This is a genomic window from Sporosarcina cyprini, assembly GCF_022048975.1.
GTDB lineage: Bacteria > Bacillota > Bacilli > Bacillales_A > Planococcaceae > Sporosarcina > Sporosarcina cyprini.
In genome coordinates this window covers 135635-158138 of sequence record NZ_JAKMHX010000013.1, presented here as the reverse complement: position 1 = coordinate 158138, position 22504 = coordinate 135635, and the positions used below count along the sequence as shown (strand labels likewise).

Annotated in this window: 28 protein-coding genes; 16 read left to right on the top strand and 12 right to left on the bottom strand. The window is 46.7% G+C overall.

The window, feature by feature from the left end; translation table 11 throughout:
* Window positions 1–15: 15 nt before the first annotated feature.
* From L7D49_RS03025 to L7D49_RS02985, 9 genes are all read right to left on the bottom strand, one after another.
* Window positions 16–348, bottom strand: a complete 333-nt coding sequence (locus L7D49_RS03025; RefSeq protein ID WP_238079330.1) for a DUF4288 domain-containing protein — start codon at window positions 346–348, stop codon at window positions 16–18.
* Between the two features lie 38 nt (window positions 349–386).
* Entirely contained in the window at window positions 387–716 is a 330-nt protein-coding gene (locus L7D49_RS03020; RefSeq protein ID WP_238079329.1) for a DUF3139 domain-containing protein, read from the bottom strand.
* Between the two features lie 77 nt (window positions 717–793).
* The gene (gene lepB / locus L7D49_RS03015; RefSeq protein ID WP_238079328.1) at window positions 794–1951 is read right to left on the bottom strand and encodes a signal peptidase I; all 1158 of its coding nucleotides are present in this window, start codon (window positions 1949–1951) and stop codon (window positions 794–796) included.
* A complete protein-coding gene (locus L7D49_RS03010) occupies window positions 1932–2444 on the bottom strand; it encodes an RNA polymerase sigma factor (protein ID WP_238079327.1) in 513 nt (170 codons plus the stop codon). Before L7D49_RS03010 ends, lepB begins: the two co-directional genes overlap by 20 nt.
* A 134-nt stretch (window positions 2445–2578) precedes the next feature.
* Entirely contained in the window at window positions 2579–3418 is an 840-nt protein-coding gene (locus tag L7D49_RS03005; RefSeq protein WP_238079326.1) for a metallophosphoesterase family protein, read from the bottom strand.
* A gap of 125 nt (window positions 3419–3543) precedes the next feature.
* Window positions 3544–3954, bottom strand: a complete 411-nt coding sequence (locus L7D49_RS03000) for a DUF3021 domain-containing protein (protein WP_238079325.1) — start codon at window positions 3952–3954, stop codon at window positions 3544–3546.
* Window positions 3951–4409, bottom strand: coding sequence for a LytTR family DNA-binding domain-containing protein (locus L7D49_RS02995; protein ID WP_238079324.1), 459 nt, complete (start codon window positions 4407–4409; stop codon window positions 3951–3953). Before L7D49_RS02995 ends, L7D49_RS03000 begins: the two co-directional genes overlap by 4 nt.
* A gap of 44 nt (window positions 4410–4453) precedes the next feature.
* Window positions 4454–5203 (bottom strand): ABC transporter permease, encoded by a 750-nt coding sequence (locus L7D49_RS02990; protein ID WP_238079323.1) that lies wholly within the window; start codon window positions 5201–5203, stop codon window positions 4454–4456.
* Window positions 5204–5215: 12 nt separating this feature from the next.
* Window positions 5216–5935 carry an ABC transporter ATP-binding protein gene (locus tag L7D49_RS02985; protein WP_238079322.1) on the bottom strand — a complete coding sequence of 240 codons (720 nt, stop codon included), beginning with the start codon at window positions 5933–5935 and terminating at the stop codon, window positions 5216–5218.
* Between the two features lie 203 nt (window positions 5936–6138).
* On the opposite strand from L7D49_RS02985, the gene L7D49_RS02980 reads away from it, so the two are divergent.
* The 10 genes from L7D49_RS02980 to L7D49_RS02930 all read left to right on the top strand — a co-directional run bounded on the left by L7D49_RS02980 (window position 6139) and on the right by L7D49_RS02930 (window position 12951).
* A complete protein-coding gene (locus tag L7D49_RS02980; protein WP_238079321.1) occupies window positions 6139–6654 on the top strand; it encodes an RNA polymerase sigma factor in 516 nt (171 codons plus the stop codon).
* Window positions 6647–7714, top strand: a complete 1068-nt coding sequence (locus L7D49_RS02975; RefSeq protein ID WP_238079320.1) for a hypothetical protein — start codon at window positions 6647–6649, stop codon at window positions 7712–7714. The genes L7D49_RS02980 and L7D49_RS02975 overlap by 8 nt, the downstream gene beginning before the upstream one ends.
* Window positions 7715–7817: 103 nt before the next feature.
* Entirely contained in the window at window positions 7818–8633 is an 816-nt protein-coding gene (locus L7D49_RS02970; RefSeq protein WP_238079319.1) for a VanW family protein, read from the top strand.
* 3 nt (window positions 8634–8636) lie between these two features.
* Complete coding sequence (locus L7D49_RS02965; RefSeq protein ID WP_238079318.1) at window positions 8637–9200, top strand: AAA family ATPase; 564 nt, start codon at window positions 8637–8639, stop codon at window positions 9198–9200.
* Window positions 9184–9708: a GrpB family protein gene (locus L7D49_RS02960; RefSeq protein WP_238079317.1), complete on the top strand. Its 525-nt coding sequence runs from the start codon at window positions 9184–9186 to the stop codon at window positions 9706–9708. The genes L7D49_RS02965 and L7D49_RS02960 overlap by 17 nt, the downstream gene beginning before the upstream one ends.
* A 110-nt stretch (window positions 9709–9818) precedes the next feature.
* The gene (locus L7D49_RS20300) at window positions 9819–10766 is read left to right on the top strand and encodes a GNAT family N-acetyltransferase (protein WP_336246365.1); all 948 of its coding nucleotides are present in this window, start codon (window positions 9819–9821) and stop codon (window positions 10764–10766) included.
* Window positions 10754–11458: a nucleotidyltransferase domain-containing protein gene (locus L7D49_RS02945; protein ID WP_238079316.1), complete on the top strand. Its 705-nt coding sequence runs from the start codon at window positions 10754–10756 to the stop codon at window positions 11456–11458. Before L7D49_RS20300 ends, L7D49_RS02945 begins: the two co-directional genes overlap by 13 nt.
* 39 nt (window positions 11459–11497) lie before the next feature.
* A complete protein-coding gene (locus L7D49_RS02940) occupies window positions 11498–12019 on the top strand; it encodes an NUDIX hydrolase (protein WP_238079315.1) in 522 nt (173 codons plus the stop codon).
* On the top strand, window positions 12009–12464 hold the full coding sequence (locus L7D49_RS02935; protein WP_238079373.1) for a GNAT family N-acetyltransferase: 456 nt from the start codon (window positions 12009–12011) through the stop codon (window positions 12462–12464). The genes L7D49_RS02940 and L7D49_RS02935 overlap by 11 nt, the downstream gene beginning before the upstream one ends.
* A gap of 103 nt (window positions 12465–12567) precedes the next feature.
* Window positions 12568–12951: a hypothetical protein gene (locus L7D49_RS02930; RefSeq protein WP_238079314.1), complete on the top strand. Its 384-nt coding sequence runs from the start codon at window positions 12568–12570 to the stop codon at window positions 12949–12951.
* Between the two features lie 90 nt (window positions 12952–13041).
* Here L7D49_RS02930 and L7D49_RS02925 read toward each other — a convergent pair whose 3' ends face one another.
* The 3 genes from L7D49_RS02925 to dacB all read right to left on the bottom strand — a co-directional run bounded on the left by L7D49_RS02925 (window position 13042) and on the right by dacB (window position 16250).
* Window positions 13042–13317, bottom strand: coding sequence for a hypothetical protein (locus L7D49_RS02925; RefSeq protein ID WP_238079313.1), 276 nt, complete (start codon window positions 13315–13317; stop codon window positions 13042–13044).
* Between the two features lie 444 nt (window positions 13318–13761).
* Window positions 13762–14661 carry a hypothetical protein gene (locus L7D49_RS02920; protein ID WP_238079312.1) on the bottom strand — a complete coding sequence of 300 codons (900 nt, stop codon included), beginning with the start codon at window positions 14659–14661 and terminating at the stop codon, window positions 13762–13764.
* A 113-nt stretch (window positions 14662–14774) separates the two neighbouring features.
* The gene (gene dacB / locus L7D49_RS02915) at window positions 14775–16250 is read right to left on the bottom strand and encodes a D-alanyl-D-alanine carboxypeptidase/D-alanyl-D-alanine endopeptidase (protein ID WP_269135839.1); all 1476 of its coding nucleotides are present in this window, start codon (window positions 16248–16250) and stop codon (window positions 14775–14777) included.
* A gap of 221 nt (window positions 16251–16471) precedes the next feature.
* Between dacB and L7D49_RS02910 the strand changes: the two genes are divergently transcribed.
* The 6 genes from L7D49_RS02910 (at window position 16472) to L7D49_RS02885 (ending at window position 22472) form a co-directional block, all read left to right on the top strand.
* Entirely contained in the window at window positions 16472–18127 is a 1656-nt protein-coding gene (locus tag L7D49_RS02910; protein WP_238079310.1) for a DUF2207 domain-containing protein, read from the top strand.
* A 190-nt stretch (window positions 18128–18317) separates the two neighbouring features.
* Entirely contained in the window at window positions 18318–19016 is a 699-nt protein-coding gene (gene pxpB / locus L7D49_RS02905) for a 5-oxoprolinase subunit PxpB (protein ID WP_238079309.1), read from the top strand.
* Window positions 19013–20008 carry a 5-oxoprolinase subunit C family protein gene (locus tag L7D49_RS02900; RefSeq protein WP_238079308.1) on the top strand — a complete coding sequence of 332 codons (996 nt, stop codon included), beginning with the start codon at window positions 19013–19015 and terminating at the stop codon, window positions 20006–20008. Before pxpB ends, L7D49_RS02900 begins: the two co-directional genes overlap by 4 nt.
* Before the next feature lie 11 nt (window positions 20009–20019).
* Window positions 20020–20790 carry a LamB/YcsF family protein gene (locus L7D49_RS02895; protein WP_336246364.1) on the top strand — a complete coding sequence of 257 codons (771 nt, stop codon included), beginning with the start codon at window positions 20020–20022 and terminating at the stop codon, window positions 20788–20790.
* 38 nt (window positions 20791–20828) lie between these two features.
* Window positions 20829–22016, top strand: a complete 1188-nt coding sequence (locus tag L7D49_RS02890) for an NRAMP family divalent metal transporter (RefSeq protein WP_238079371.1) — start codon at window positions 20829–20831, stop codon at window positions 22014–22016.
* 78 nt (window positions 22017–22094) lie between these two features.
* On the top strand, window positions 22095–22472 hold the full coding sequence (locus tag L7D49_RS02885; RefSeq protein ID WP_238079307.1) for a VOC family protein: 378 nt from the start codon (window positions 22095–22097) through the stop codon (window positions 22470–22472).
* The last annotated feature ends 32 nt before the right edge of the window (window positions 22473–22504 follow it).

The following is a 22504-nucleotide window of genomic DNA, read 5'->3' as shown; positions in this document are numbered from 1 at the left end:
TGCCTTACAAGTTTTTTATTTATCGAGTGAATACAAAGCGATGACTTCTTCTGCGGTCATCATTTCATCGAAAGGCAAGAAACGGCAATACACTTCTTTGAAATCAACATCTCCTTCAAAGACGTCCACCAGTTCAAATACATCTAAAATGGTGACGAAACGCCAGGTCGTCTGTCCGCCAACTGCATTTTCGTATGTGTCATCAACAAAATGATTGCTGATTTTGGCTTCTATGTCCTCGCGGCTCGTAGACCGGAGCAATACAATCGTTTCCTCGAACGTCTTTGAGTTGTCTTCAATTGGTACGACGATGGATTCAAGCAGAAGTTTGACTGAATAGAGTTTCATTGAAGAGTCCCCCTTTGAATATTCACCACGTTATTTTCCTAATGATCTTTTTTGGTTCGATGTTTTCCTCTTTCTCTGACACCCTCTTTTGCATTGTAAAGAAACTCATATTCAAAATCTGGTTGGTCGACAAATGTGACAAAGGCCATATAGGCATTCCTTCGTTCATCCTTCCAGCTGAATGCTGTACGAATTTCTTGTATATCAGATGATTGATAGCCCTTTTCGTTAGTTACATATTCAAGTACTGCTTGACGTGTTTTCGCCAATTCTTTCTTGCTGCCATTAAAAAAGCTAGTAAGAAGAAAGCCAAAAACTAAAATTGCTGAAATTATCGTTGTCGAGAGTATTAGCCGTTTTTTAGTCATTTGTGCAGTCTCCTTTCAATTTGGGCTTAGCGTGACAGTAGGAGTCTGCTCGGATTTCGGCAAGATGGCTTCATAGCCTATTCTTCATAGCCAATAATAACTCCTTCTATTTCCTTTATCGGCAGTGGTCCAAAATCCTTGCTGTCCGTTCCTCGCCACCAATGATCGACGAGTAGGAACACCATATCGGCCTGAACTTTTACAGGGGCCATATCCATATTAAAATACTCCCTGAATCCTTGTTCAGAATCTTTGTTTTGTCGAGGCATAGTGTTGAAGTATTCTTCTTCTCCCATTCCGCGTACTGTTGCTTTTCCATAGAACGTATCCAGCTTCCTGCCATCAATAAACACTTGGCCGCTTTTTATTTCAACCGTCTCACCGGGCAATCCGACGACTCTTCCAATGTACATCTTTGGAATGGCGGGATTCTTCGCAGTCACAGAAGGTGGCATATGATAATAAACAGCCTGCCCGCGTTCTAAGCTATATGTGTTTGGTGAAACGACAAGCTTCCCATGTTCGTGGCTTTCAAAGTCATGGTTGCCACTATCCATCGCGTCGGAGCCCCATTCAATCAAAAATGTATGCTCCGTTTTTTCAGCTGTTTCAAGCCGTCTCGGTGTAACCTCGTCTGTAATCGATCCTTCCTGATCCATGTATGTTGGAGTGGAATATTCAATGCCATCTTCTCCGACATATCTGCGTGGGCCGAATTTCTGCAATGTATACTTGAAAGAACCTGAGGCAGAAATGGTGTATGTGTCACCACTTTTTGTAACGGTATAATTCGTATACTCTCCGGGAACTAAAGTTGGCTCCTTTATTTTATATCCTTTAAGTGCTTCCTCTTTATTCGCCTTTGACATTTGGATAAATGGAATAATGGATTGATCTTTAATCGTGAAGCTGTCTTTACTAAATCCAATCACATAATTTGTAGGACTTGTTCGACTTGTTTGCTCTAGATAAACTCCATTCCAAGAGGAGGTTACATCTCCACCAAGTTTTGCAGATGAACTTGAAAAATTAATATATACTCCAACAAATACGGAACAAAGGACGATTAGCGAAATGATGGTGGGAAGAAATGTCCGTTGGCGAAATGTCTTTGGAGGACGTGATGATTGAAACAAAAGACGCTGCACATTCTTTCGTTGCTCAGTACTTGGCTCAAATGCCTTTTCGAGCTGCTTCAATTCTTGGAAAATCTCTTCATCGGATAAGTGTTTCATTCGTAAACCCGCCTTTCTCTAATTCTTTCTTAAATGCCGCAAGTGCCCTCGATAAGCTCATTTTGACTTTTCCTTCTGAACAATTCAGGATAATGGATGTTTCCTTTGTGGAAAACTCCTGTATTTTGCGAAGAATAATCACGTGCTGGTAGCTTGGTTTCAGCTGGCGCAGTGCCTCGTAAAATTGAGTGTGTTGTGCGTTGAGAAGGGCGATTTCCTCGGTGGACGGTTCATGTTTGTAGCTCGGCATAGGAAGGTCAAATAAAGATGTGAGCGGCCTTTTCTTCCGGAAATAACTCATCGTCGTCGTATACGCGATACGAAAAATCCATGTTTTGATGGAGGAGTCTCCCTTAAATTGATGTTCATTTACCATGACTTTCATAAACGTCTCCTGCGTCAAATCTTCAGCAGTATGAACGTCTTTCACGAGCATGAAGATGTAACTATAGACGGCATCGAAAAAATCATTGAACCATTGTTCACTGGACATCATGTTCACCTCTCTTATCTACTACTTAGACGCAGGATTTGTAATTTGGTAACGTTTAGTAATGATTTGTGAAATAAGTAGCCAGAAACACAAAAAAACCGCCCCACTAAAAGGGCAGTCTAGAATAGTTCGATTCATAAAACCGGGCTTGTCGGAATCAGTGATACGGCACAGTTGCGATGCATGTCAGTTCCGCATGCGTCTGGCCGGTGTGTGAAGTGATTGATGTTATCGTAAATGATGGCTGCATTTTTTCTAAGCTCGTCGCTTTCGATATCGAGGGCGGCGACAATGATGGCCTCGTCTAGGATGTTGATGAGGCGGAAGGACGGTTGGTCCAGGCATGCGGCGGTTTGGACGAATGTCCAGTTGTCTTCTTTGACGATGGAGTCGCAATGCATATGGCCATTGAAGAACATGCCAATGCCTTTCTTTTGGTTCAGTAGGGAGCGCATATCGATATCGGGATGAATGGAGCCGTTTTCCCGTTCGGAGCCTGTTGTTGTGTTGTATACCGGGTGATGGGCAAAAACGAGCAATGGTTTTTCTTCAGAATGTTGGATGACGTGCTCGAACCATTCCAATTGCTCGTCGTCCATCCAGCCGCCCCAACTTTCGAAGTCGAGTTCGCGTGCTGTATCAAGAAAAGCGAAAACCGCTTCCTCTGTTTCGAATGAATGATAGCGTTTCTGGCCAGTCAATGCGAGCAATTCCTCTTTTGGCAATGTGTAGTTATCATGGTTTCCAAGGACGTGAATGAACTCACGGCGATCGCCGATCAAGGAAAAGATATTCCTCAGTTCGTGGGGCATGCCGTAGTTCGTCAAGTCGCCCAATGATACATGGAGGTCGGCGTCCACTTGCAGAAAATGATCGATAAATTCCTCGTAGAATGCAGCACGGGCCACAAGTAATCCCGGAATCCTCTCGTCGACGGCAGGGTAGTGCAGATCGCTGAACAATGCAATTTTCATGGTTTGGCTCCTTTCAAATTGTGATCAAGTTCATTGTAGGGGAGGAATATAAAGGGCGTGTTGGATTTGTGTTAATGGGTTGTAAATAATAAAAAACTTGCCAAGGGAGTACTTGGCAAGCGGGCTTATAAATCTTTCAATTCTTCATTTAGTTTCTTAGCTTGATTTTTAAAATATATATAAAATGCTGACCAGATGCAGGCATAGAGCAGCACAAAGATGCCCAGCATGCCCAAGAACCCTTTCATAGAGAATGGCACCCATCCTACAACGAAAGCAATGATGAAGTACAAAATACTGACGCTGAGAAAGTGGAGTACTGTCTGTACAGGCAATGTCAGCTTTTCATTGTCAAACAGTAGAGGGGTCACGGAGAAGAACCAGCCACAAAACATCGTACCCAGTGCATTGGTTACAAGAATTTCGGAGTTCAGTTTATCATGATTTCCAAAATAGATGACAGCGAAGATCGTCATGATTGTCAGAAATGATCCGAAAAAGATCCCGAGCACACTTCTGATTAAGAATGTTTTCATCCGTTTTTCCTCCTGTTCATTTTCAATGCTTCTTTTATTGCATTGACGTATGTCCGCGAAACATATTCCTTTGCGCCCGATTTGAAATAAACGCATAGAGTTCCGTTAAAAGAAGCCTCAAACCGGCTCAGTTCATGTAAGTTGGCGATGACGGATTTCGAGAGCCGGATAAATTTTGTGGTGGGCAGCATTTCCTCCAACTCATACAGCTTTTCCCGTAAGGCGAATGATCCTTCGCTTGTCACAGCGACGACCCCTTCCTTTTCTGTATGAAAATAATGGATGTCGTCCGGCTTTAGAATATGCTGCATATCTCCGTCTCGTCCGACGAGAAATTCGGTCTTTTTCCCTTTGAGGAAATCAAGGATCTCCTTTATAGAATCATCCACTTCATTGCAATGGATCGTCACTTTTGTCTCTTTGTAATCACTGTCGATGTCCAGTATCACTTTCACGAAATCCACCCCCAGAAAGTCTTTTATTCTCATCGTACCATGACTTACTTGCGGTTTTGATGTCTTGTTGCAAAACGGAGGGCGAATAATGCGAGAAGAATGCAGATGCCGATATAGCCAATTGAAATGAGCGACGCACGATCGAACTGAAACTGTCCATTCCAAACGGCTATGAAGAGTTGATTCATATGGTAGAGCGGGTTTACCTCAGCCATGTATTGTACAAATTTAGGCATCATGTCGATGGGCATCGCGAAACCTCCCGTGATCAAAACAATTTGAAACGTGACGATGGAAAACACGAGCGCCCCATTCACCGTTTTGAAAAAGGAGAAGATGGCTGAAGAGAGGACGAGCAGGATCGCGTTCAACAGCATGAACAGTCCAAATGACAGAAGAACGTTGACCCATTGAATCGATAAATTGTAGACAAATACACCGAGCAGAGTAACAAATAGATAACCGAAGCTTGTAACGATGATTGATTTCAAAATGCCTGACAGCAAAAGTATCCGTTTAGGAACCGGAGCAAGTGAAATTCTCTTCTCGACGCCGCTTACCCGGTTCAAAACCTGATCAAATCCGAAAGAGAAAAAGACGACGCCGAAGGAAATGAGCAAAATGAAGGACGGTGTATAGCTTTCTGCATAGCTTAAATTGCCGGCATAGGTGAAGCCTCCGTAAAGGGAACCCATGAACAGGTATGTCGCTGGGGGAACAATCAAAGTAAACACGACGTAAAACAGTTCTCTGGAAAACATCAACAAGTCATATCGTAATTGTGTAGCAATCATTTAAACTCCTCCTTATACCGCAACTTGTGTTAGATAAAATTCATGAATTGATTTAAAGCCGGAAGCGAGAATCCCTTCCGTTGAATCAAATACTTCCGCCACACCCTCGTTCAGCAACATGACCCGGTCGCAGTACAACTCGACTTCATCCATATTGTGCGTCGTCAGAAGGACCGTGCCACCCGTCCGTTTGTTGTACTCGGTAATATACGACCAGAGCATATTGCGCATATGGGGATCCAGGCCGGTTGTCGGCTCGTCGAGGATCAGCATCTTGGGTTCCGATAAAAACGCGATCGCGAGGCTGACGATTTGCTTCCAGCCGCCTGATAGTTTGTCAAAATACGTTTTCCGATGGTCCTGCAGCTTGAAGTCAGCAATAATCGTTTCCACATCGAGAGGTGATTGATAATACGCTTTAAAAAGCCTAAGCAATTCAATGACCTTTAAAGTCTTGTAAAACTGGGTCGGCTGCAGCACAGCTGAAAGCTGCTGCCTTATTTGCTCGCGCTGTTTATCAGATGCCTTGTTCAGCTCTTGGCCGAATAATCGAACCGTTCCTTGTTCGTACGATCTAAGCGTCAGCAAAATTTCTAGAAAGGTTGATTTCCCTGCCCCATTCTTTCCGATGATTCCAATGATATCTCCTGCATCTGCAGAAAAGTCGATTCCCTTCAGCACTTCCTTCGCTCCATATGCTTTTCGTAACCCCTCGACTCGAATAATTTCCAATGGTATCCCTCCGCGATTTCGTCTTTGTACTGCTACTATATCCAATCAAATCCTGTCATACAGCTGATTTTCGGTGACCCGCATGTTTTAGCCGGTCACATGCAGAAAAGGGCATGTTTGTTGCGGGAGGAATTAATTTCACGAAATCCAAACTTCCATGAGCTGCGTTTCGTTTACAATGTAGGAAAGGGGTGGCAATCGAATTGAATCGAAATGAACTGATCGAATTGATGGATCAGCATACAGAACATTTACTCCGCATCGCGTATTGCTATGTGATGGATCTCCACACGGCAGAGGATATCGTACAAGAGGTATTTATTAAATTTTATAGCAATCAACATAATTACGAAGAACGTGGAGAAGTCAGAGCCTATTTGGCTAAAATGACCGTGAATCGAAGCAAAGATTATTTGAGGAGCTGGAATTACCGAAAAGTACAGCTGCAGCATAAGTTTTCTCCGCAGGCAGGAAAGAGGAATTTGGATGGATTGGTTAAGAAAGAGGAGCAGCAACTAATAGGAGAAGCTATTTTGGCATTGCCGCTGAAACAGCGGGAAGTGCTCGTTCACTTTTATTTCAATGAAATGACCATTGCCGAGATTGCAAGCACTGTATCCATTCCGGAAAGTACAGTGAAAACACGGCTGACACGGGGGAGAGAGCTTTTGCGAAATCAGTTGAGAGGAATCGAATGGGAGGTGCTGCTCAATGAATAAGTTTTTGCCTTCGGAATTGAAAGATCTGTCGGAAAGCAAGGAACGGGTCATGCGAAACGTTTCAAATTCATTGGCACAAGAAACATCAAAAAGGAAATGGCCTTATTTGCTGATGACCGGAATTATTGTAGCTTGTTCCATGCTATTTGTTTTCCGAGTCGTTCTCGACGATCCACAAGCTGAAATGGGTAAGGAGACCCCGGTAGATATAGGGGACGTGCCTAAAGAAAAGGAGTCACCAAGTGACATCGCCGATTTGTCAAAGCCGGCTTTCACAGTTGAGCTGGGTAAGTTTTATTTAAATGGAGTGACGATGGGCGATTCACTGGAGGATGTCGTGGAACGACTGGGTAAGGATTATACACTGATTGATGATTTGGATGGTACAGGCGCGGACATGGGGCTTGATTATGAAGGCAAACTCATAGTGTTTTTATATAAAGATCAGGTGGAGACCCTTCTTTTCACTGATGTAGATTCCCAGTACGGTGAGCAGCTTTATAGGGATTATGGCGGAATCAAGTTTGTGTCAGAAAATTTGATGCGGTACATGTATTCAATGGAAAATTCGTACCTAATCAAAATGGAATTGGATGGAGATGGGAAGTTGCTCGTACGTCTCATGCAAAACGTTGACCCTAATTTTGCTTCACATCCCGGCTTTAAATACCAGCCAGAGGTGCCGGGACATACAGCGCGGATTTTATTGGATCCTACCCAGCCTATTTTGTCAGATGCAAATGAAAAATTTTATTTGCATGGCTTAACGTTAGGCGATCCGCAGGCCAAGGTCACTCAATACTTTGGAGACGACTATACTACGCAATACGAAGTGGAGGATGCTGATTATGCATTCGTATATGGTGATGAGATGGAATTCCGATTTGTTTTGGGCAAGCTGCAGTCCATCCGCTTTCTGAAAGTGGATGAATCATACTTTAACAGTGTGCTTGCAGGGTATGAAGGTGTCGATCTGTATTCGGAAGAAACTTCTCAAATGGTCAGCACGGAACATTCAGAGGATGGAGATTTAATTGTCAGTCTCCATTATGCCAAGTGAGATAAGAAGGAAGTGTCTGCGCGCGGACACTTCTTTTTTTCTTTGATAGAAGCAGGAATTCTTTTGTGCCGTCAGGAATAGATACGGGGTGGGGGGTGGCTTTGTGGTTTCATTACAACCAATAAAGAGAAGTAAACTGCGTATTTATCTTGGAAAGAAAGTATTTCGCTTGAAACGATATGGCGAGTGGTGGTGGGACGGCAAGCAGTATGCCATGACGAAGGCTGAAGATAAGCTTCCACATGTGGTTAAAAAGCATCGTACGCCGTTGCTCCGCCAGTTGAAAGACGTGGATATGCAGCTTCAACATAATAAAATTACAAATTTAAAATTAGCGGCGCGCCGAGTGAACGGCATCATCCTGCAACCGGGAGAAACGTTCTCCTATTGGCGGCTGATCGGCAATACGACGAGGCGCAAAGGGTATGTGGACGGGATGATTCTCCATTATGGCAAAGTGACCGTCGGGGTAGGCGGAGGGCTTTGCCAGCTGTCCAATTTGATCTATTGGATTACGCTGCATACGCCACTGACCGTAACGGAACGGTATCGCCATAGTTATGATGTGTTTCCGGATTCCAGCCGCAGCCAGCCGTTCGGCAGTGGAGCAACATGCGCCTTTAATTATTTGGATTTGCAAATTAAAAACGAAACAACAACCCCATACCAACTGATCGTCTACTTGACAGATACGCATCTGACTGGCGAGTGGCGGGCCGCATCGCCTGCAACACGGACATATAAAGTGTACGAAAAGGATCACCAATTCACCTTTGAATCATGGGGCGGCTATGTGCGGCATAACACCATTTTCCGGCATGTGTACGACCTGGACGGGAACCTCTTGGAAGACGAATTCGTCACGGAGAATCATGCGATTACAATGTATGAACCGTTTTTGACATATGAGGGGGAATGAAACATGATAGTGATGATTAATGGGGCATTTGGGGCGGGGAAGACGACGGTGGCTACAAAACTGATGGAACGGATGGATCACGCGTTGCTTTATGATCCTGAAATAGTAGGTTACATGCTGCGGGAAATGATTCCGAATGAAGTGAAGCTGCCTGTTGAGCAGACAGGTGATTTTCAGGATTTCCTAATGTGGAAAACGCTCGTCGTTGAAGTGGCCAAACAGTTGAAACAGACATATGGCCGGGACTTGATCGTGCCGATGACAATTTATAAAAAAGATTATTTTAATACGATTTATAAGGGCTTCTCTGAACTGGATGAGGAAACATTCCATTTCTGTCTAACGGCAGAGAAGCAGACGATTTTTAATCGGTTGCTGGCCCGTGGTGAAGAACCGGGCAATTGGTGTTTTGCACAGACGGATAAATGTCTGGAAGGCTATCAGGATTCGTGTTTTGAGCAATTTATTCAAACGGACCATCGAGATGTCGAGCAGATTGTGGATCTGATTTGTGCAGAAATCGGGTTCATTCCGAAAGGAGACGGCATGTATGTTGGGACTGAATAAAGACGTGGTTGCCTTGACGAAGCATGAGGAAGGCTGGCAAGCGCTATTTGTTCAGGAAAAAGCGCTACTGGAGACACTACTCGGTGATTTGGCTGTTGATATTCAGCATATTGGAAGCACGGCAATTCGGGGAATAGCGGCAAAACCGCTGCTTGATGTACTCATTGGAGTCCGAAGTTTAGACGACGTCGCCAGATTTGACTTGCACGCATTGAAAGATGCGGATATCTATCGACTCAAGGCAGAAGTGGAAGGGAAAGTGGTATTCGCAAAGTTTTCGGACCTTCATGAACTGACGAAAACCCATGTCTATCATGTCGTGGAATATGGAGGCGAGTGGTGGAAGGCCCATACATCTTTCCGGGATTATTTAAATGATCACCCGGACGTCGCTAAGGCGTACGAAACGTTGAAATGGGAGCTTGCCCGGAAATATCCGGATAATGAAAGGCAATACTCGGACGCAAAGAAATCGTTTGTCGACCGGATTGTTGCCCTAAGCCGATAAATTTGTAGAGCAGCCAAAGTTCAAAGGCTGCTCTTTTTTTATTGAACTGCAGAAAAGGGCAGGGAAACGATCAGGCTTTATGGAATAAATAGACTAAAGGGGGAATTGATATGGTGATCGTCGAGAGAGAGAAGATTTCCATCCGGGAATTGATAGAAGAAGACAAATACATAATGACCAAATGGCTATCGGACCCGGCGGTACTGCAATTCTATGAAGGACGTGACCGGCCTGCTGATTTGAAGCAGGTGGAGGAGGACTTCTTTGGCGAGCCCGATGAAGAAACAAGATGCCTGATCATGTACGATCATGCGCCTATCGGGTATCTTCAATTCTACCCAATTGAGGAAGAAGAAAGAGAGCTATATGGCTATGAAGCGGATGAAGTCATTTTCGGAATGGACCAATTCATTGGCGAGCCTGATTTCTGGAATCGTGGTATCGGTACGCAGCTTGTCCAAACCGTCGTCGATTATCTGATCAATGAACTACACGTGAACAGAGTTGTCATGGATCCGCAAACTTGGAATGAACGTGCGCTGCGGTGTTATGAAAAATGCGGATTCCGGAAAGTGAAACTGCTGCCAAAGCGGGAGTGGCATGAAGGCGAGTTTCGCGACTGCTGGCTAATTGAGTATGTGGCAAAGTCTAGGGATCGGGCTGCTGTCGTCATGGAGTTGGAGGGACAGATGGCGCTCATCAGGAGGAAGAAAAGTGGCCGGGAATACTACGTCTTCCCTGGCGGGGGAATTGAGCCGGGAGAAAGCCCCGAACAAGCGGCCAAGCGGGAAGCGTTTGAGGAACTGGGCGTGGAAGTGGAAATAGGAGAACGCCTCGGCCTAATTGAATACAACGGTACACAGCACTTTTTCCGGGCAGCTATCCGAGCCGGAACATTTGGAACGGGCACAGGCGAGGAATATGGAGCAGCACGCAATCAGGGAACCTATGAACCGATGTGGGTGCCGATCGAAAGGCTGGACTCTCTCGATATTCGTCCGCATAGCATAGTGAAGGCCATACAAGCTGGGAAGAGGGGGAAGACATGGAACGAGTAGACGCTTTGAAAGCGGCTGAAATGTTTATTCATAAATACTATCCGGATTGCACGGCCGCCCTGCTTGCAGGCAGTGTTGTGCGGGGAGAAGCGACAGAAACATCCGATTTGGACATCATCGTGTTCGATGACGATAAGGGGCCGTATCGGGAATCGGTTATCGCTTTTGATTGGCCGGTTGAAGTGTTTGTCCATAATAAGACCTCTTATCAATCGTTTTTTGAATCCGACATCGAGAGAGCGAGGCCATCCTTGCTGCGGATGATTTCTGAAGGCATTGTACTCATTGATGCGGAGATTGTTCAAATCGTCAAGCAGCAGGCCGATGAGTTGCTAAAGAAAGGTCCTGCACCGTGGTCCGAACAAACGCTGAGAACGAAGCGTTATATGCTGACAGATGCGTTAGATGATTTTCAGGGTTCGACGGATGAAGCAGAAGCGATTTTCATCGCGAATACACTTGCTGATCGCTTGCATGAGTTTTTCTTACGCACGAATGGAAGATGGATTGGTGACTCCAAGTGGGTCGTTCGAGCGTTGCGTGAATTTGATCCGGTATTTACCGATAGGTTTGTAACGGTGTTCGATGAATTTTATCGCACGCGGAATAAGCACGCAGTCATCGAGTTGGTGGAGGAAGTGTTAACACCTTTTGGCGGTCGGTTATTTGAAGGGTATTCAGTAGGGAAGTAAAGGAGCGGTCAGAGGGAACGAGAAATAGGAGGTGCAGAGATGGCTTCGATTTCAGTTGATTGGTATGGGCATATCGTCCAGCTGACGTTTATGCGGCAGCTGATGCCCGAACGAGAATTGATTACGAGTGTGCACGCATTCTGCTTCCATGAGGAACAGCTGCTAATGGTGAATTTGAATGATCGGGGTTGGGATTTTCCGGGCGGCCACATAGAAAAGGGAGAAACCGCCGAAGCATGCCTCGAACGGGAAGTGCTGGAGGAGGCTTATGTGAGAGGACCGTCCCGTCTCCTTGGCGCCATAGAAGTGAATCATGATGCAAATCCATTGTGGAATGAATCAAGTCCCTATCCAAAGGTAGGCTATCAGTTAATGTACCGGATGAATATAACAGAATTCCTCCCCTTTGCGGGTGAACATGAATCGACCGAACGGCTGCTGATCCGACCTGAGGAAGTAGCCGACTACTATACAGACTGGCATGAGGTGTATGAAGCAGTTATGGAGGAGGCGAAACGGCATGCAGATCGAACCTGTACAACCGAAACATATGGAAATTAGACGGCTGGGAAACGCAGAGACGCCACCCTATGATTTGCTGTTGCTTGCGGACCCTTCTTTGGTACTCGTCGAAAGATATTTGAAAGAAGGCGAGTGCTTCCTCTATGAAATGGATGGGGAAATCATCGGTGTCTTCGTCCTTCTCATGCTGAATCCCGAGACTGTTGAAATTAAAAACGTCGCTGTTAGTGAAGCTATGCAAGGGAAAGGGATTGGCAAACAGCTGGTGCAGGCAGCAATTCGGCTGGCTGATGAAATCGGCTATCGTAACGTTGAAATCGGCACCGGTAACTCAAGCGTGAACCAGCTGGCGCTGTATCAAAAATGTGGATTCCGGATCGTCGAAATCATTCATGATTTTTTTACGTTTCATTACAAGGAAGAGATTGTAGAGAACGGAATTGTGTGCCGGGATATGATCCGGCTGCGAATGGAACTGTCATAAGAGAAAAAGCCGAGCGGATGGAACTGACACAAATATGTCGGATGACAAAAGCCGCATCACCACGTACGCTAAAAGTAACATAATGCGTGAGAGGTGGATCGTCATGAAACGTCTACTGGCAGCAGCCGTTCTGTCCGCGATCGTATTGACGGGATGTTCCTACGAGTATGCAAATGAAGACGGATACCGGATGGCCGTGATCAATGAAGGATTCCCGGTCCCGAAAAATGCGTATGAAGTAAAACCGGAAGACTGCACAACGGAAATTGCGAAATCAGCCAAATACAAACTGAAAAATATCGGTGACGCCGAAGGAACGCCGCCCGCCGAATACTTGGCTGAAATCGAAAAATGGGGTTGGACGGAACTGACCGACAAACGGATCGGCAATACCCATTACTATGAAAAAGAGGGCAAAATCATTTCTCTCATCATACAGAAAAATGTATTTGATGTGTTTGAAATGAGTGACGACGTGGATTTGTGAGTAATGCAGATAGCATTGGGTAATGTCGGAGAGGTTTGATTGTTAAAATTCGAGTTTGAACGGGGATAAGCTAGGCTGGACGTTAGAAAATCAGAGCGAACGCCAGAATCCGTGGTTGAACGCCAGAAAACGGGAACGAACGCCAGAATCCGTGGCTGAACGCCAGAAAACCGGAGCGAACGCCAGAATCCGTGGTTGAACGCCAGAAAACTGGAGCGAACGCCAGAACCCGCGTCTGAACGCCAGAAAACCGGAGCGAACGCCAGAATCCGCGTCTGAACGCCAGAAAACGGGAACGAACGCCAGAATCCGTGGTTGAACGCCAGAAAACTGGAGCGAACGCCAGAACCCACGGGTGCCCGCCAAAAATCTTGGTTACCCGCCAAAACCTCGAGCACTCCGCCAAATAATGAGGTTGAGCGCCAAATAGTGAGCTGCACGCGCCAAATAAGCTGGCTGGCGCGCCAAATAAACAAAAGACGCGCCAAAATTGATCTACAGTGCGCCAAATAGTAGAGTTTATCGCCAAATGCCTATACGATGCGCCAAATCACATGGCGATAGGAAAAATCAGCTGCCATCCTATTATAGAACGAACCTGTAGAAACAGACTTCAACGCTAAAACGAAAAGGCACCCCGTCGAACTGGGATGCCTTCTTTTTTATCTCCTCATTTTCCTCACCAATAACGCGGTTCCTATGCTAAATAACACGAGGAATAGGATGCCGGATGTGAGTAAGTTAACAGGTGTTAAGAGGCCGAATGCGAGTGCGATAAAAGACAATAGGATAAGCAGGTATGCCATGTCGTCACGAACCGAGGATGCCGAATGCGTGCAAGACTCTTACATGATCAAGGGTCAAGACGCCGCTCCATTCCATTTTTGCTCGTTGGAACTCTTCCTCGAACTGTCCCCACGCCCATGCCGGTTTCCAGCTGCCGTCCCCGTCTTGCGTGGAGAGGAGGTGCTCGATGTTTGCCGGGATACTGTCTTTGAACAAGTCGGCAAAAGGGGAGTCCGGTGATGTTACAATCTGCAAAGGAAGCAGGCAATAGCCGCTCCATTTGTCCGGATTTGTCGTGACGTTGGCAACAAGAAGTTCATTTACTTTGCCTGCGATCCTGTTTGCTTCAGATTCCGGCAGTGCATCCATCAGTCTCACGATGCATTGGATTTCATGATGGTCGCTTGCTGTTAATTGGCATACGTATTCCACGGCGAAGTCTGTCAGTTTGCCGAGTAATTCCTCGGGTACTAGTGTTTTATAATGGTGGAGCAGGCCAATCATTTCAGCGCTTGGATTGCCCCAAGGCCAGTCGCCGCCGTAATTCCACCAAATCGCGCGAGGCGCTGTTTCGACTTCTTTCGGGACGATTTCCCAGCCCATGCGTTCTTCGTCAAATGTCTCGAGTACATAGCGAACTGCACGTTGAACCATCTCATTAGACGCATCGGCTCCAATCGAAACCAGATGCCGCAGCCCGATGGTTGTCGCTAGTGCAGAGGAAGCCGAGCATCTGAAATCGGGTTCCAAGCCATTGCCAAACCCGCCATCCTTATTTTGATATTTCTTCAGTTCTTCCATTACCTTTTCCGCGGAGCCGTTTTCAAACTCATATTCATACAATGCGCGTTCCAACGGTCTTGCCTGTTCTTTCAAAAAGGCAGTTGCCCGTGTCTTTATTTCAATTGCCAGCTGATTTTCCATGCTTCCCACTTCCCCATTCCCATGATGCTGTACTACTTCTCCTTCATGTATGAAATATCCTGCTGGCATGAAAAAAGCATTCCATCGGTTGGATGGAATGCCCGCAGTGTTACTTAAAAGTCATGCTCAGCCAAAGTTTTGGCAATGGAATCCTCGATCGGCGTGACTGGGCCGTTGACGTAGTTATTAATCATGACAGAGAAAATTAATTCTGTGCCGTCTTTCGCTGTCACGTAGCCAGTCAAAGTGGAGACGCCTGTGATGGAGCCGGTTTTCGCTTTCACATTACCCGCTGCTGCACTTCCACCCATCCGGTTGCGAAGTGTGCCGCCAATCATGCGGTCTTCATTTCCGGCAACAGGCAAGGCAGCTTCAAATGCTGGGAACCAGCTTTTATCTTGAATGCGATAGAGCAATGTCGATAAGTCGTCGGCGGAGACGAGATTTTTATGCGACATGCCGGAGCCGTCCCGCAATACGATGGAGTCTGTGTTTAGGCCGAAACCTTTCAGCGTATTCTTCATCACACCTAATCCAGCATCCCAGCTTCCGTCGCCTGCTTTCACTCTTCCCATTTCTTTCACGAGCGTCTCAGCGTGCCCGTTATTGCTCAGCTTCATGAAAGGGATGTATAGATCTTTCAGTGGCATGGACTTCTTTGTCGCAAGAACGGTAGCGTTGGCTGGGGCTACACCTGTTTTTACTTTCCCATTGCCAATTAATTGAATGCCTTGATCCTTCAATGATTTATGGAACACATCCAATGTCAGTTCGGTCGGTTCCCAAACAGCCGTCCAGGAACGCGATCTCGTTCCGTCCACAGGGATATTGCCTTCGATGAAAATTCGGTTTGTACCGTGTTCCCGCTCGATGGAGATGGTTTTCTTTTCATCTTTCCCAACTGTCTTGGCATTGTTGACGATTTCTACAGAATCAGTGGCAGGCGTGACTGTTACTACAGATGGATCACCCGCCTTTGCAGCCGCGTTTACTTCGACGATAACTGTTCCCGCATCATAATCGTCATTTGGAGAAAGGGTCAAAGCCGAAACTTGTGCACCGACGTAGTTATGCTCGTCAGACCAGTTCAAATCCTGGGAATAGCGGACGTTGTCGTACCAGCTATCATCAGCGACAAGATCGCCGTTTATTTTCGTTATGCCTTGTGCTTTTAATTGCTTTGCGAATTCATCAAGATCTTCCTTCAATAATGTTGGGTCGCCTTTGCCTTTCAAGTAAAGCGTACCTTTTAACTGGCCGCCTTTTACTTCGCCGTCCGTCAGCACTTCTGTCGAGAACTGATAGTCAGGGCCAAGAACGTCAAGCGCTGCGGCTCCGGTCAACAGTTTCATATTGGACGCGGGACGAAGCCGGATGTCCCCGAATTGGGAATAGACGATGTCGCCAGTTGAGCGATTGCGGACGGTGACGCCTGTAATTCCGCCGGACAGTTTTGAATCTTGCAGGATGGTATCAAGTTTCTTTTCTAAGGAGGTGGATTCTATAGTTGAGCTGGATGTCAAAGTTGAGGATGCCACTGCTGTCTGTTGGGTTTCATAGGCGACTGGCGAGAGGAGAACGGCTGCCATCGCTGCGGTGAGAAAAGTTCGTTTCCCCCATTGTTTCTGTTTTGTCACATTTTGCACGTCCTTTCATTTTTCATATATTTTACTACAGACGATCAAGCGGTAGGTTGATTACTTACAGAAAATTAATAATTGATAAATAAGAACCACTGGCAGCTAGTCCTTTTGTTCGTAAATTGAAACTTCTCCAGGACTATTCCGTAAAGTAGAAAGAGGTGATTTCAATGAAGTGGATGAAATGGATTCCTTTTGTAGCATGTTTCTTGCTGTTGCTGCCTATACAAGCCCAAGCGGTCGATTTTTCAATAAAAGGCGCGACCATTGATGCCTATTTAAAAGAAACCGGCGACGTGGAAATTGTCGAACGGTATGAGTATGACTTTGATGGTAAATTTAATGGCGTAACGCGAGGAATCGTCACGAAACCTGGAACGTCCATCAATTCATTCAGCGCATTCGAGAATGGAAAAGCGCTGAAGGTTGAGAAGGAGAACCAGCTCTATAAGATTTATCGGAAGGGCAAGGATGAAAATATCTTAGTCGAGTTGCAATACACAATCGTCAATGGCGTAGAGAAATATGAAGACGGCGCACAGTTCTTCTGGGCATTTTTCGATAAAAATAATGAATCCTCATATGATGAGATGATCATTCGAGTTCATCCGCCAAGTATGGAGAAGCCGATTGATTATTTGGGTTACGACATAGCATACCAAACTGGTACAGTTCAACAAGATGGAAGTATCCTATTCAGCTTAGGGGAAGTTCCATCTGAAACATCGGCGGATGTGCGGGCCATCTATCCGGCTTCTTTATTCCCGCAGGCAAAGGAAGTGCCCGGCTCAGGTCTCCGTGAGCTCGAAGAGGATCGGCAACAATTCATTTTGAAGGCAGAACGGCGCGAGCAGATGAAAACGATATTGCTAGCTGCATTGATTGCCATGACAGGCCTGTTGGTCTTACTCGTCTTTTCGGCGTACCTGAAGAGACGCGCCCAGTATCGATACGCCGTGGAACAGCTGGCGGGAAGAGGCTTTGGCATACCGGACGACCAGCTCAGCATTCCGGCAGCTATCTTCTTCACTCAGGATGGAAACATGAAGCCAGAGGCCATGTCAGCGGCTTTGCTCGACCTCGTCAGGAAAGGAAATGTCCGGCAAGCAGCTGAGGACCAATTTGAATTGATTCGTCCTGATGCAGAGCTGCCGCATGAACAGCGGCTTATCAAGCTGTTGTTCCACCAAATCGGGGACGGCAACATGTTTACAGCAGATATGCTAAAGAAGTATATGGAACAGGCCAAGAATATAGAAGCTTACAGTGCAGAAAAAACGGTATGGGTGCAAGAAATCAAAAATGAGGTGGATCAAGCTGGGCTTTATGCCAATCGGCGTGCCTACCGGTCCAGCTTATGGCTGCTCGCATTAGGGTATGTAGCTTTGACAGTCCTAGCCATTGTGTATGACATCTTTCCATTATTGATCGGAACGATAATTCTTACATTCGCCTCTGCATTGCTTGCTGCATTCTACAAGCCCCGGAGCGTGGAAGGGCATGAAGTGGCGATCCAGTGGGAACGGTTCCTTGCTAATTTTGACTTTTCGAAATGGCAGCGTTTCCCGCAGGATGACAAAATTCGTTCCTACTTATATGGCGTGGGGATAGGAGATGCGACTTTGACTGCGAAAGCCAATCCCTTTGAACATGCAGACGAGTCAGCTTATCAGCGACGTACGGATTCGGCAGTTCTCTATAATCCAATGTTCATGGCGACATCATTTTCCCAGGCCAACGAAACGGCTACTGCCCATTTAAGTAGTTCCTCGTCATCCTCGACATCTTCCAGCAGCGGAAGCGGCGGAGGATCTGGCGCGTTCTGAATATAGCTGTCTCAACTTAGTTGAGGCAGTTTTTCTATGGAAATAAACTCAACATCTATTAGAAATGCCGGAACTCATTATATACCCGTGATAAAAGATAGTATTTTCAAACAACTATTGATATCTGTTAATTATCCGGTAGAATGAAATAGATTAGGTAGTCGAAATCTGTCGAAGGGAGTGAGCGGTGATGGAATATACGCTATCTCCATTAGGTGATCAGGCGGTTGTCATTGAGGTGGACTGTGATATTAGCATAGAAGCACAGGATAAAGTGCTAGCTGTGTCGGCACGTTTGGAGGAAGAGGCGCCCGAGTGGATGGTAGAAGTGGTTCCTGCCTATACGTCAGTGACTGTATTTTACCGGCTTGGCGTTTTCGTAGAGGGAAATCCATATGCAGAGGTTTGTAAGCGGATTCATGAGATTTTGGCCGGTGTTGAGGCCAGTCGCGCAGGGAGTCCAAAAACGGTTCGGATACCGGTACTCTATGGCGGAGAGTGGGGGCCGGACTTGGAATTTGTTGCACAGCACAATGGATGTACACCCGAGGAAGTTATCTCTATACATTCCTCCGGAGAATATCTTGTACATATGATCGGATTTGCTCCAGGTTTTCCTTTCGTTGGCGGAATGTCTGAGAAGATTGCGGCACCTCGAAGAAAGACGCCGCGCTTGCGGATTCCTGCACGCACCGTCGGCATTGCGGGGAAGCAGACAGGCGTGTATCCGATCGAGACGCCGGGTGGCTGGCAGTTAATTGGCCGGACGCCGCTTGAACTATTTCTGCCGGAACAGGATCCTCCCAGCTTATTAGCGGCAGGGGACCGAATCGAATTTTACCCGATTTCGCAAAAGGAATACGAAGAATTGCGGGGTGGGCGACCATGATTACTGTGAGAAAGGCTGGATTAAGTGACACGATCCAAGACCTCGGGCGGTTCGGCTATCAGAAATATGGAGTGGTGACGAGCGGTGCAATGGATGCATTCGCTCATCGGGTTGCCAACTTGCTTGTTGGAAATGAAGAAACGGAAGGTACGCTTGAAATGACGCTAGTTGGTCCGTGTTTATATTTTGAAGAACATGCGGTGATTGCGCTTTGCGGAGGGGATATGTCTGCTTCCATAGAAGGCAAACCAATCCCGATGTGGAAGCCGGTGTTCATTCAAAAAGGGACAGAACTGAAAATGGGTCCGGCTGTAGCCGGTTGTCGGATGTACCTGGCGGTGGCGGGTGGCTTTGAAGTGCCCATTGTAATGGGCAGCCATGCCACTTATTTAAAAGCTGGAATCGGCGGCTGTGAGGGGCGCGTTCTGAAGAAAGGTGACAGGCTCCGTTTCAAGGCGAGGAAGGGACAGGCAGAACAAATCTTTTCTCGATTGGTTTGTGATGAACAATGTATACAGTCGACCGACTGGACGATTGCGAACAATGTGCTTCCCGCCCTTGCAGATCAATATGAAATCAGGGCGATCAAAGGTCGCCAATACAGTTTGTTTTCTGAAGAAAGCAGGAGGCTCTTTGAGACGGGGCTATTTGCCGTCAGTTCACAATCCGATCGAATGGGATATCGGTTGGCTGGGCCTTCACTGCGTTTGGAGGAGGAGCAGGAATTGATTTCTGAAGCTGTATCCTTTGGCTCGATTCAAGTGCCGGCAGATGGGAATCCGATCATTTTGATGGCGGATCGGCAGACGACCGGAGGATATCCGAAAATTGGACAAGTGGCTTCCATAGATTTGACTCTGGTCGCACAAGCGAGACCTGGGAATTACTTGACCTTCCGGGAAATTTCACTCGAGAAGGCGCAGGAATTATATCTTCGCAGAGAAAAGAACATTCAGGATCTGAAAACAGGAATTGCATTGAAATTTCGATAGGAGGTTGAACCGTGGAATACAAAGTAGATTTGAATTGTGATATGGGGGAAAGCTTTGGCGCCTATCAGATGGGAAATGATGCAGACATTTTGGAGACAATTTCTTCCGCCAACATTGCCTGCGGGTTTCATGCGGGCGATCCGGCGACGATGCGGAAGACCGTGCAGATGGCGCTGCAGAAGAATGTTGGAATCGGCGTCCATCCGGGCTTGCCGGATTTGACAGGGTTCGGCCGACGGGAAATGGCGATCACACCGGATGAGGCATACGATCTCGTTGTTTATCAGATTGGGGCACTCTACGGCTTTGTCCGGGCGGAAGGCGGTCGGTTGCAGCATGTGAAGCCGCACGGGGCGCTTTATAACATGGCGGCAAAGGATGAAGCACTATCCGATGCAATCGCGCGAGCAGTATATAAGGTGGATCCGGAATTGATTCTCTTCGGGCTTGCGGGCAGTGAACTCGTTTTGGCGGGGGAACGAATCGGCTTGAAAACCGCCAATGAAGTGTTTTCCGACCGGACTTACCAAGCGGACGGATCGCTGACGTCTCGGCGGGAATCAAATGCACTCATTACCGACCATGCAATTGCCATCCAGCAGATCGTCAAGATGGTGAAGGAAGGTAAAGTGCAGGCGACTGACGGAACAGAAGTGGCCATTAAAGCCGATACGATCTGCATCCATGGGGACGGGAAAACAGCGCTTGAGTTCGCGCGGCAAATACCGGGTGCATTACGTGAAGAAGGTATCGAAATAAACAAAATCAGCAGTTTCTTATAATGAAAAATGGGGTGGGGCATGTGAACGCTAAAGCGATAATGAAGAACCAAAACAAAGGGGTTTTACTCGGTGCAGCTTTCTTAATGGCGACGTCTGCGATCGGTCCGGGTTTTTTAACACAAACTACGTATTTTACAGAGACGCTTCTCGCGAGTTTCGGTTTTGTTATCTTAATTTCAATTATCATTGATATCGGTGCCCAAATGAATATATGGCGGATTATCGCTGTATCAGAGAAGCGGGCGCAAGATATTGCAAATGATGTATTTCCGGGGCTTGGGTTTCTGCTCGCAGCGCTGGTCGTGGCTGGGGGGCTTGCATTCAACATCGGTAACATTGGTGGCGCAGGGCTCGGCACAAATGTGTTATTCGGAATGTCACCGGAAGTTGGAGGCCTGCTAAGCGGACTATTGGCCATCGGCATTTTCATCGTCCGGGAAGCGGGGAAGATTATGGACCGCTTCGTGCAAATATTAGGGTTTGTCATGATCGGTTTGACACTCTTTGTCATGTTCAATGCGGTTCCGCCGGTCGGTGAAGCGGTCACAAGGACGTTTGTACCGACTGAAATCAGTTTGATTGCTATTGTGACGCTTGTAGGTGGAACAGTAGGCGGCTATATCACATTTGCAGGTGGGCATCGTTTAATCGACGCCGGCGTTAAAGGAAAAGAAGCGCTGCCGGAAGTGACGAGAAGCTCAATTTTTGCGATTCTCATTGCATCGCTCATGCGCATTCTGCTCTTTCTTGCGACATTAGGTGTTGTCAGTAAAGGGCTTGCGCTCGATCCGGCCAATCCGCCAGCATCCGTATTCCAATTGGCGGCAGGCAATGTCGGTTATAAAATTTTCGGCGTCGTCATGTGGTCGGCTGCCATTACGTCCGTTGTCGGCTGTGCGTATACATCCGTGTCGTTCATCCGGACATTCCATCCGAAGCTGGAGAAGCATTATAAGTGGATCATTATGGCGTTCATCGCTATCTCGACGCTTGTCTTTATTATCATCGGAAGACCAGTGAAGATATTGATTCTCGTGGGCTCGTTGAATGGTCTTATTTTACCTCTGGCACTTGGCGTTATGCTTGTGGCAGCGTATCGCGTTAAAATTGTCGGTGACTATAAGCATCCTCTTTGGATGACTATTTTTGGGTTGATTGTCGTCGTTTCGATGGGCTACATGGGGATTTATACGTTAATTAATGATATTCCGAAGCTATTTCAATAAAGGATAGGTACAAAAAAAGGGTATTCTCTTTTCTCTGACGAATTTATGCAGGAAACAAACTGCTTGGAGGGGAAAAGAATGATACGCAAGCTAGGACAAGTCATGTTGTACGTGAATGATCAAGAGAAGGCAATGCAGTTTTGGACAGAAAAAGTCGGGTTTCATGTACTGGCTGATGAGACGGCCGGACCGATGAGATGGATTGAGATCGCTCCCGCGCAAGATTCCGAAACGAGCCTGGTTCTTCACGACAAGGAAGCCGTTGCCCGCATGTCGCCGGGCTTGCATCTAGGCACGCCTTCCCTCTTATTCTATTCAGACCGCTTTGAACAGCTTCGCAGCCAGCTGTTGGAACACCAAGTGACAGTTGGAGAAATAATGGAGATGCCATCGGGCAGGACATTCAACTTTGCGGATGAAGAAGAGAATTACTTTGCTGTAATGGAAATGAAGTGAGAAAAAACCGCCTTTCAAAAGAAGGGCGGTTT

Excerpts from the sequence above, each read along its gene's own strand:
- L7D49_RS03025 (WP_238079330.1), bottom strand. The coding sequence starts at position 348 with ATGAAACTCTATTCAGTCAAACTTCTGCTTGAATCCATCGTCGTACCA.
- L7D49_RS03020 (WP_238079329.1), bottom strand. The coding sequence starts at position 716 with ATGACTAAAAAACGGCTAATACTCTCGACAACGATAATTTCAGCAATT.
- lepB (WP_238079328.1), bottom strand. The coding sequence starts at position 1,951 with ATGAAACACTTATCCGATGAAGAGATTTTCCAAGAATTGAAGCAGCTC.
- L7D49_RS03010 (WP_238079327.1), bottom strand. The coding sequence starts at position 2,444 with ATGTCCAGTGAACAATGGTTCAATGATTTTTTCGATGCCGTCTATAGT.
- L7D49_RS03005 (WP_238079326.1), bottom strand. The coding sequence starts at position 3,418 with ATGAAAATTGCATTGTTCAGCGATCTGCACTACCCTGCCGTCGACGAG.
- L7D49_RS03000 (WP_238079325.1), bottom strand. The coding sequence starts at position 3,954 with ATGAAAACATTCTTAATCAGAAGTGTGCTCGGGATCTTTTTCGGATCA.
- L7D49_RS02990 (WP_238079323.1), bottom strand. The coding sequence starts at position 5,203 with ATGATTGCTACACAATTACGATATGACTTGTTGATGTTTTCCAGAGAA.
- L7D49_RS02975 (WP_238079320.1), top strand. The coding sequence starts at position 6,647 with ATGAATAAGTTTTTGCCTTCGGAATTGAAAGATCTGTCGGAAAGCAAG.
- L7D49_RS02965 (WP_238079318.1), top strand. The coding sequence starts at position 8,637 with ATGATAGTGATGATTAATGGGGCATTTGGGGCGGGGAAGACGACGGTG.
- L7D49_RS02960 (WP_238079317.1), top strand. The coding sequence starts at position 9,184 with ATGTTGGGACTGAATAAAGACGTGGTTGCCTTGACGAAGCATGAGGAA.
- L7D49_RS20300 (WP_336246365.1), top strand. The coding sequence starts at position 9,819 with ATGGTGATCGTCGAGAGAGAGAAGATTTCCATCCGGGAATTGATAGAA.
- L7D49_RS02945 (WP_238079316.1), top strand. The coding sequence starts at position 10,754 with ATGGAACGAGTAGACGCTTTGAAAGCGGCTGAAATGTTTATTCATAAA.
- L7D49_RS02940 (WP_238079315.1), top strand. The coding sequence starts at position 11,498 with ATGGCTTCGATTTCAGTTGATTGGTATGGGCATATCGTCCAGCTGACG.
- L7D49_RS02935 (WP_238079373.1), top strand. The coding sequence starts at position 12,009 with ATGGAAATTAGACGGCTGGGAAACGCAGAGACGCCACCCTATGATTTG.
- L7D49_RS02930 (WP_238079314.1), top strand. The coding sequence starts at position 12,568 with ATGAAACGTCTACTGGCAGCAGCCGTTCTGTCCGCGATCGTATTGACG.
- L7D49_RS02920 (WP_238079312.1), bottom strand. The coding sequence starts at position 14,661 with ATGGAAAATCAGCTGGCAATTGAAATAAAGACACGGGCAACTGCCTTT.
- dacB (WP_269135839.1), bottom strand. The coding sequence starts at position 16,250 with ATGGCAGCCGTTCTCCTCTCGCCAGTCGCCTATGAAACCCAACAGACA.
- L7D49_RS02910 (WP_238079310.1), top strand. The coding sequence starts at position 16,472 with ATGAAGTGGATGAAATGGATTCCTTTTGTAGCATGTTTCTTGCTGTTG.
- pxpB (WP_238079309.1), top strand. The coding sequence starts at position 18,318 with ATGGAATATACGCTATCTCCATTAGGTGATCAGGCGGTTGTCATTGAG.
- L7D49_RS02900 (WP_238079308.1), top strand. The coding sequence starts at position 19,013 with ATGATTACTGTGAGAAAGGCTGGATTAAGTGACACGATCCAAGACCTC.
- L7D49_RS02890 (WP_238079371.1), top strand. The coding sequence starts at position 20,829 with ATGAAGAACCAAAACAAAGGGGTTTTACTCGGTGCAGCTTTCTTAATG.
- L7D49_RS02885 (WP_238079307.1), top strand. The coding sequence starts at position 22,095 with ATGATACGCAAGCTAGGACAAGTCATGTTGTACGTGAATGATCAAGAG.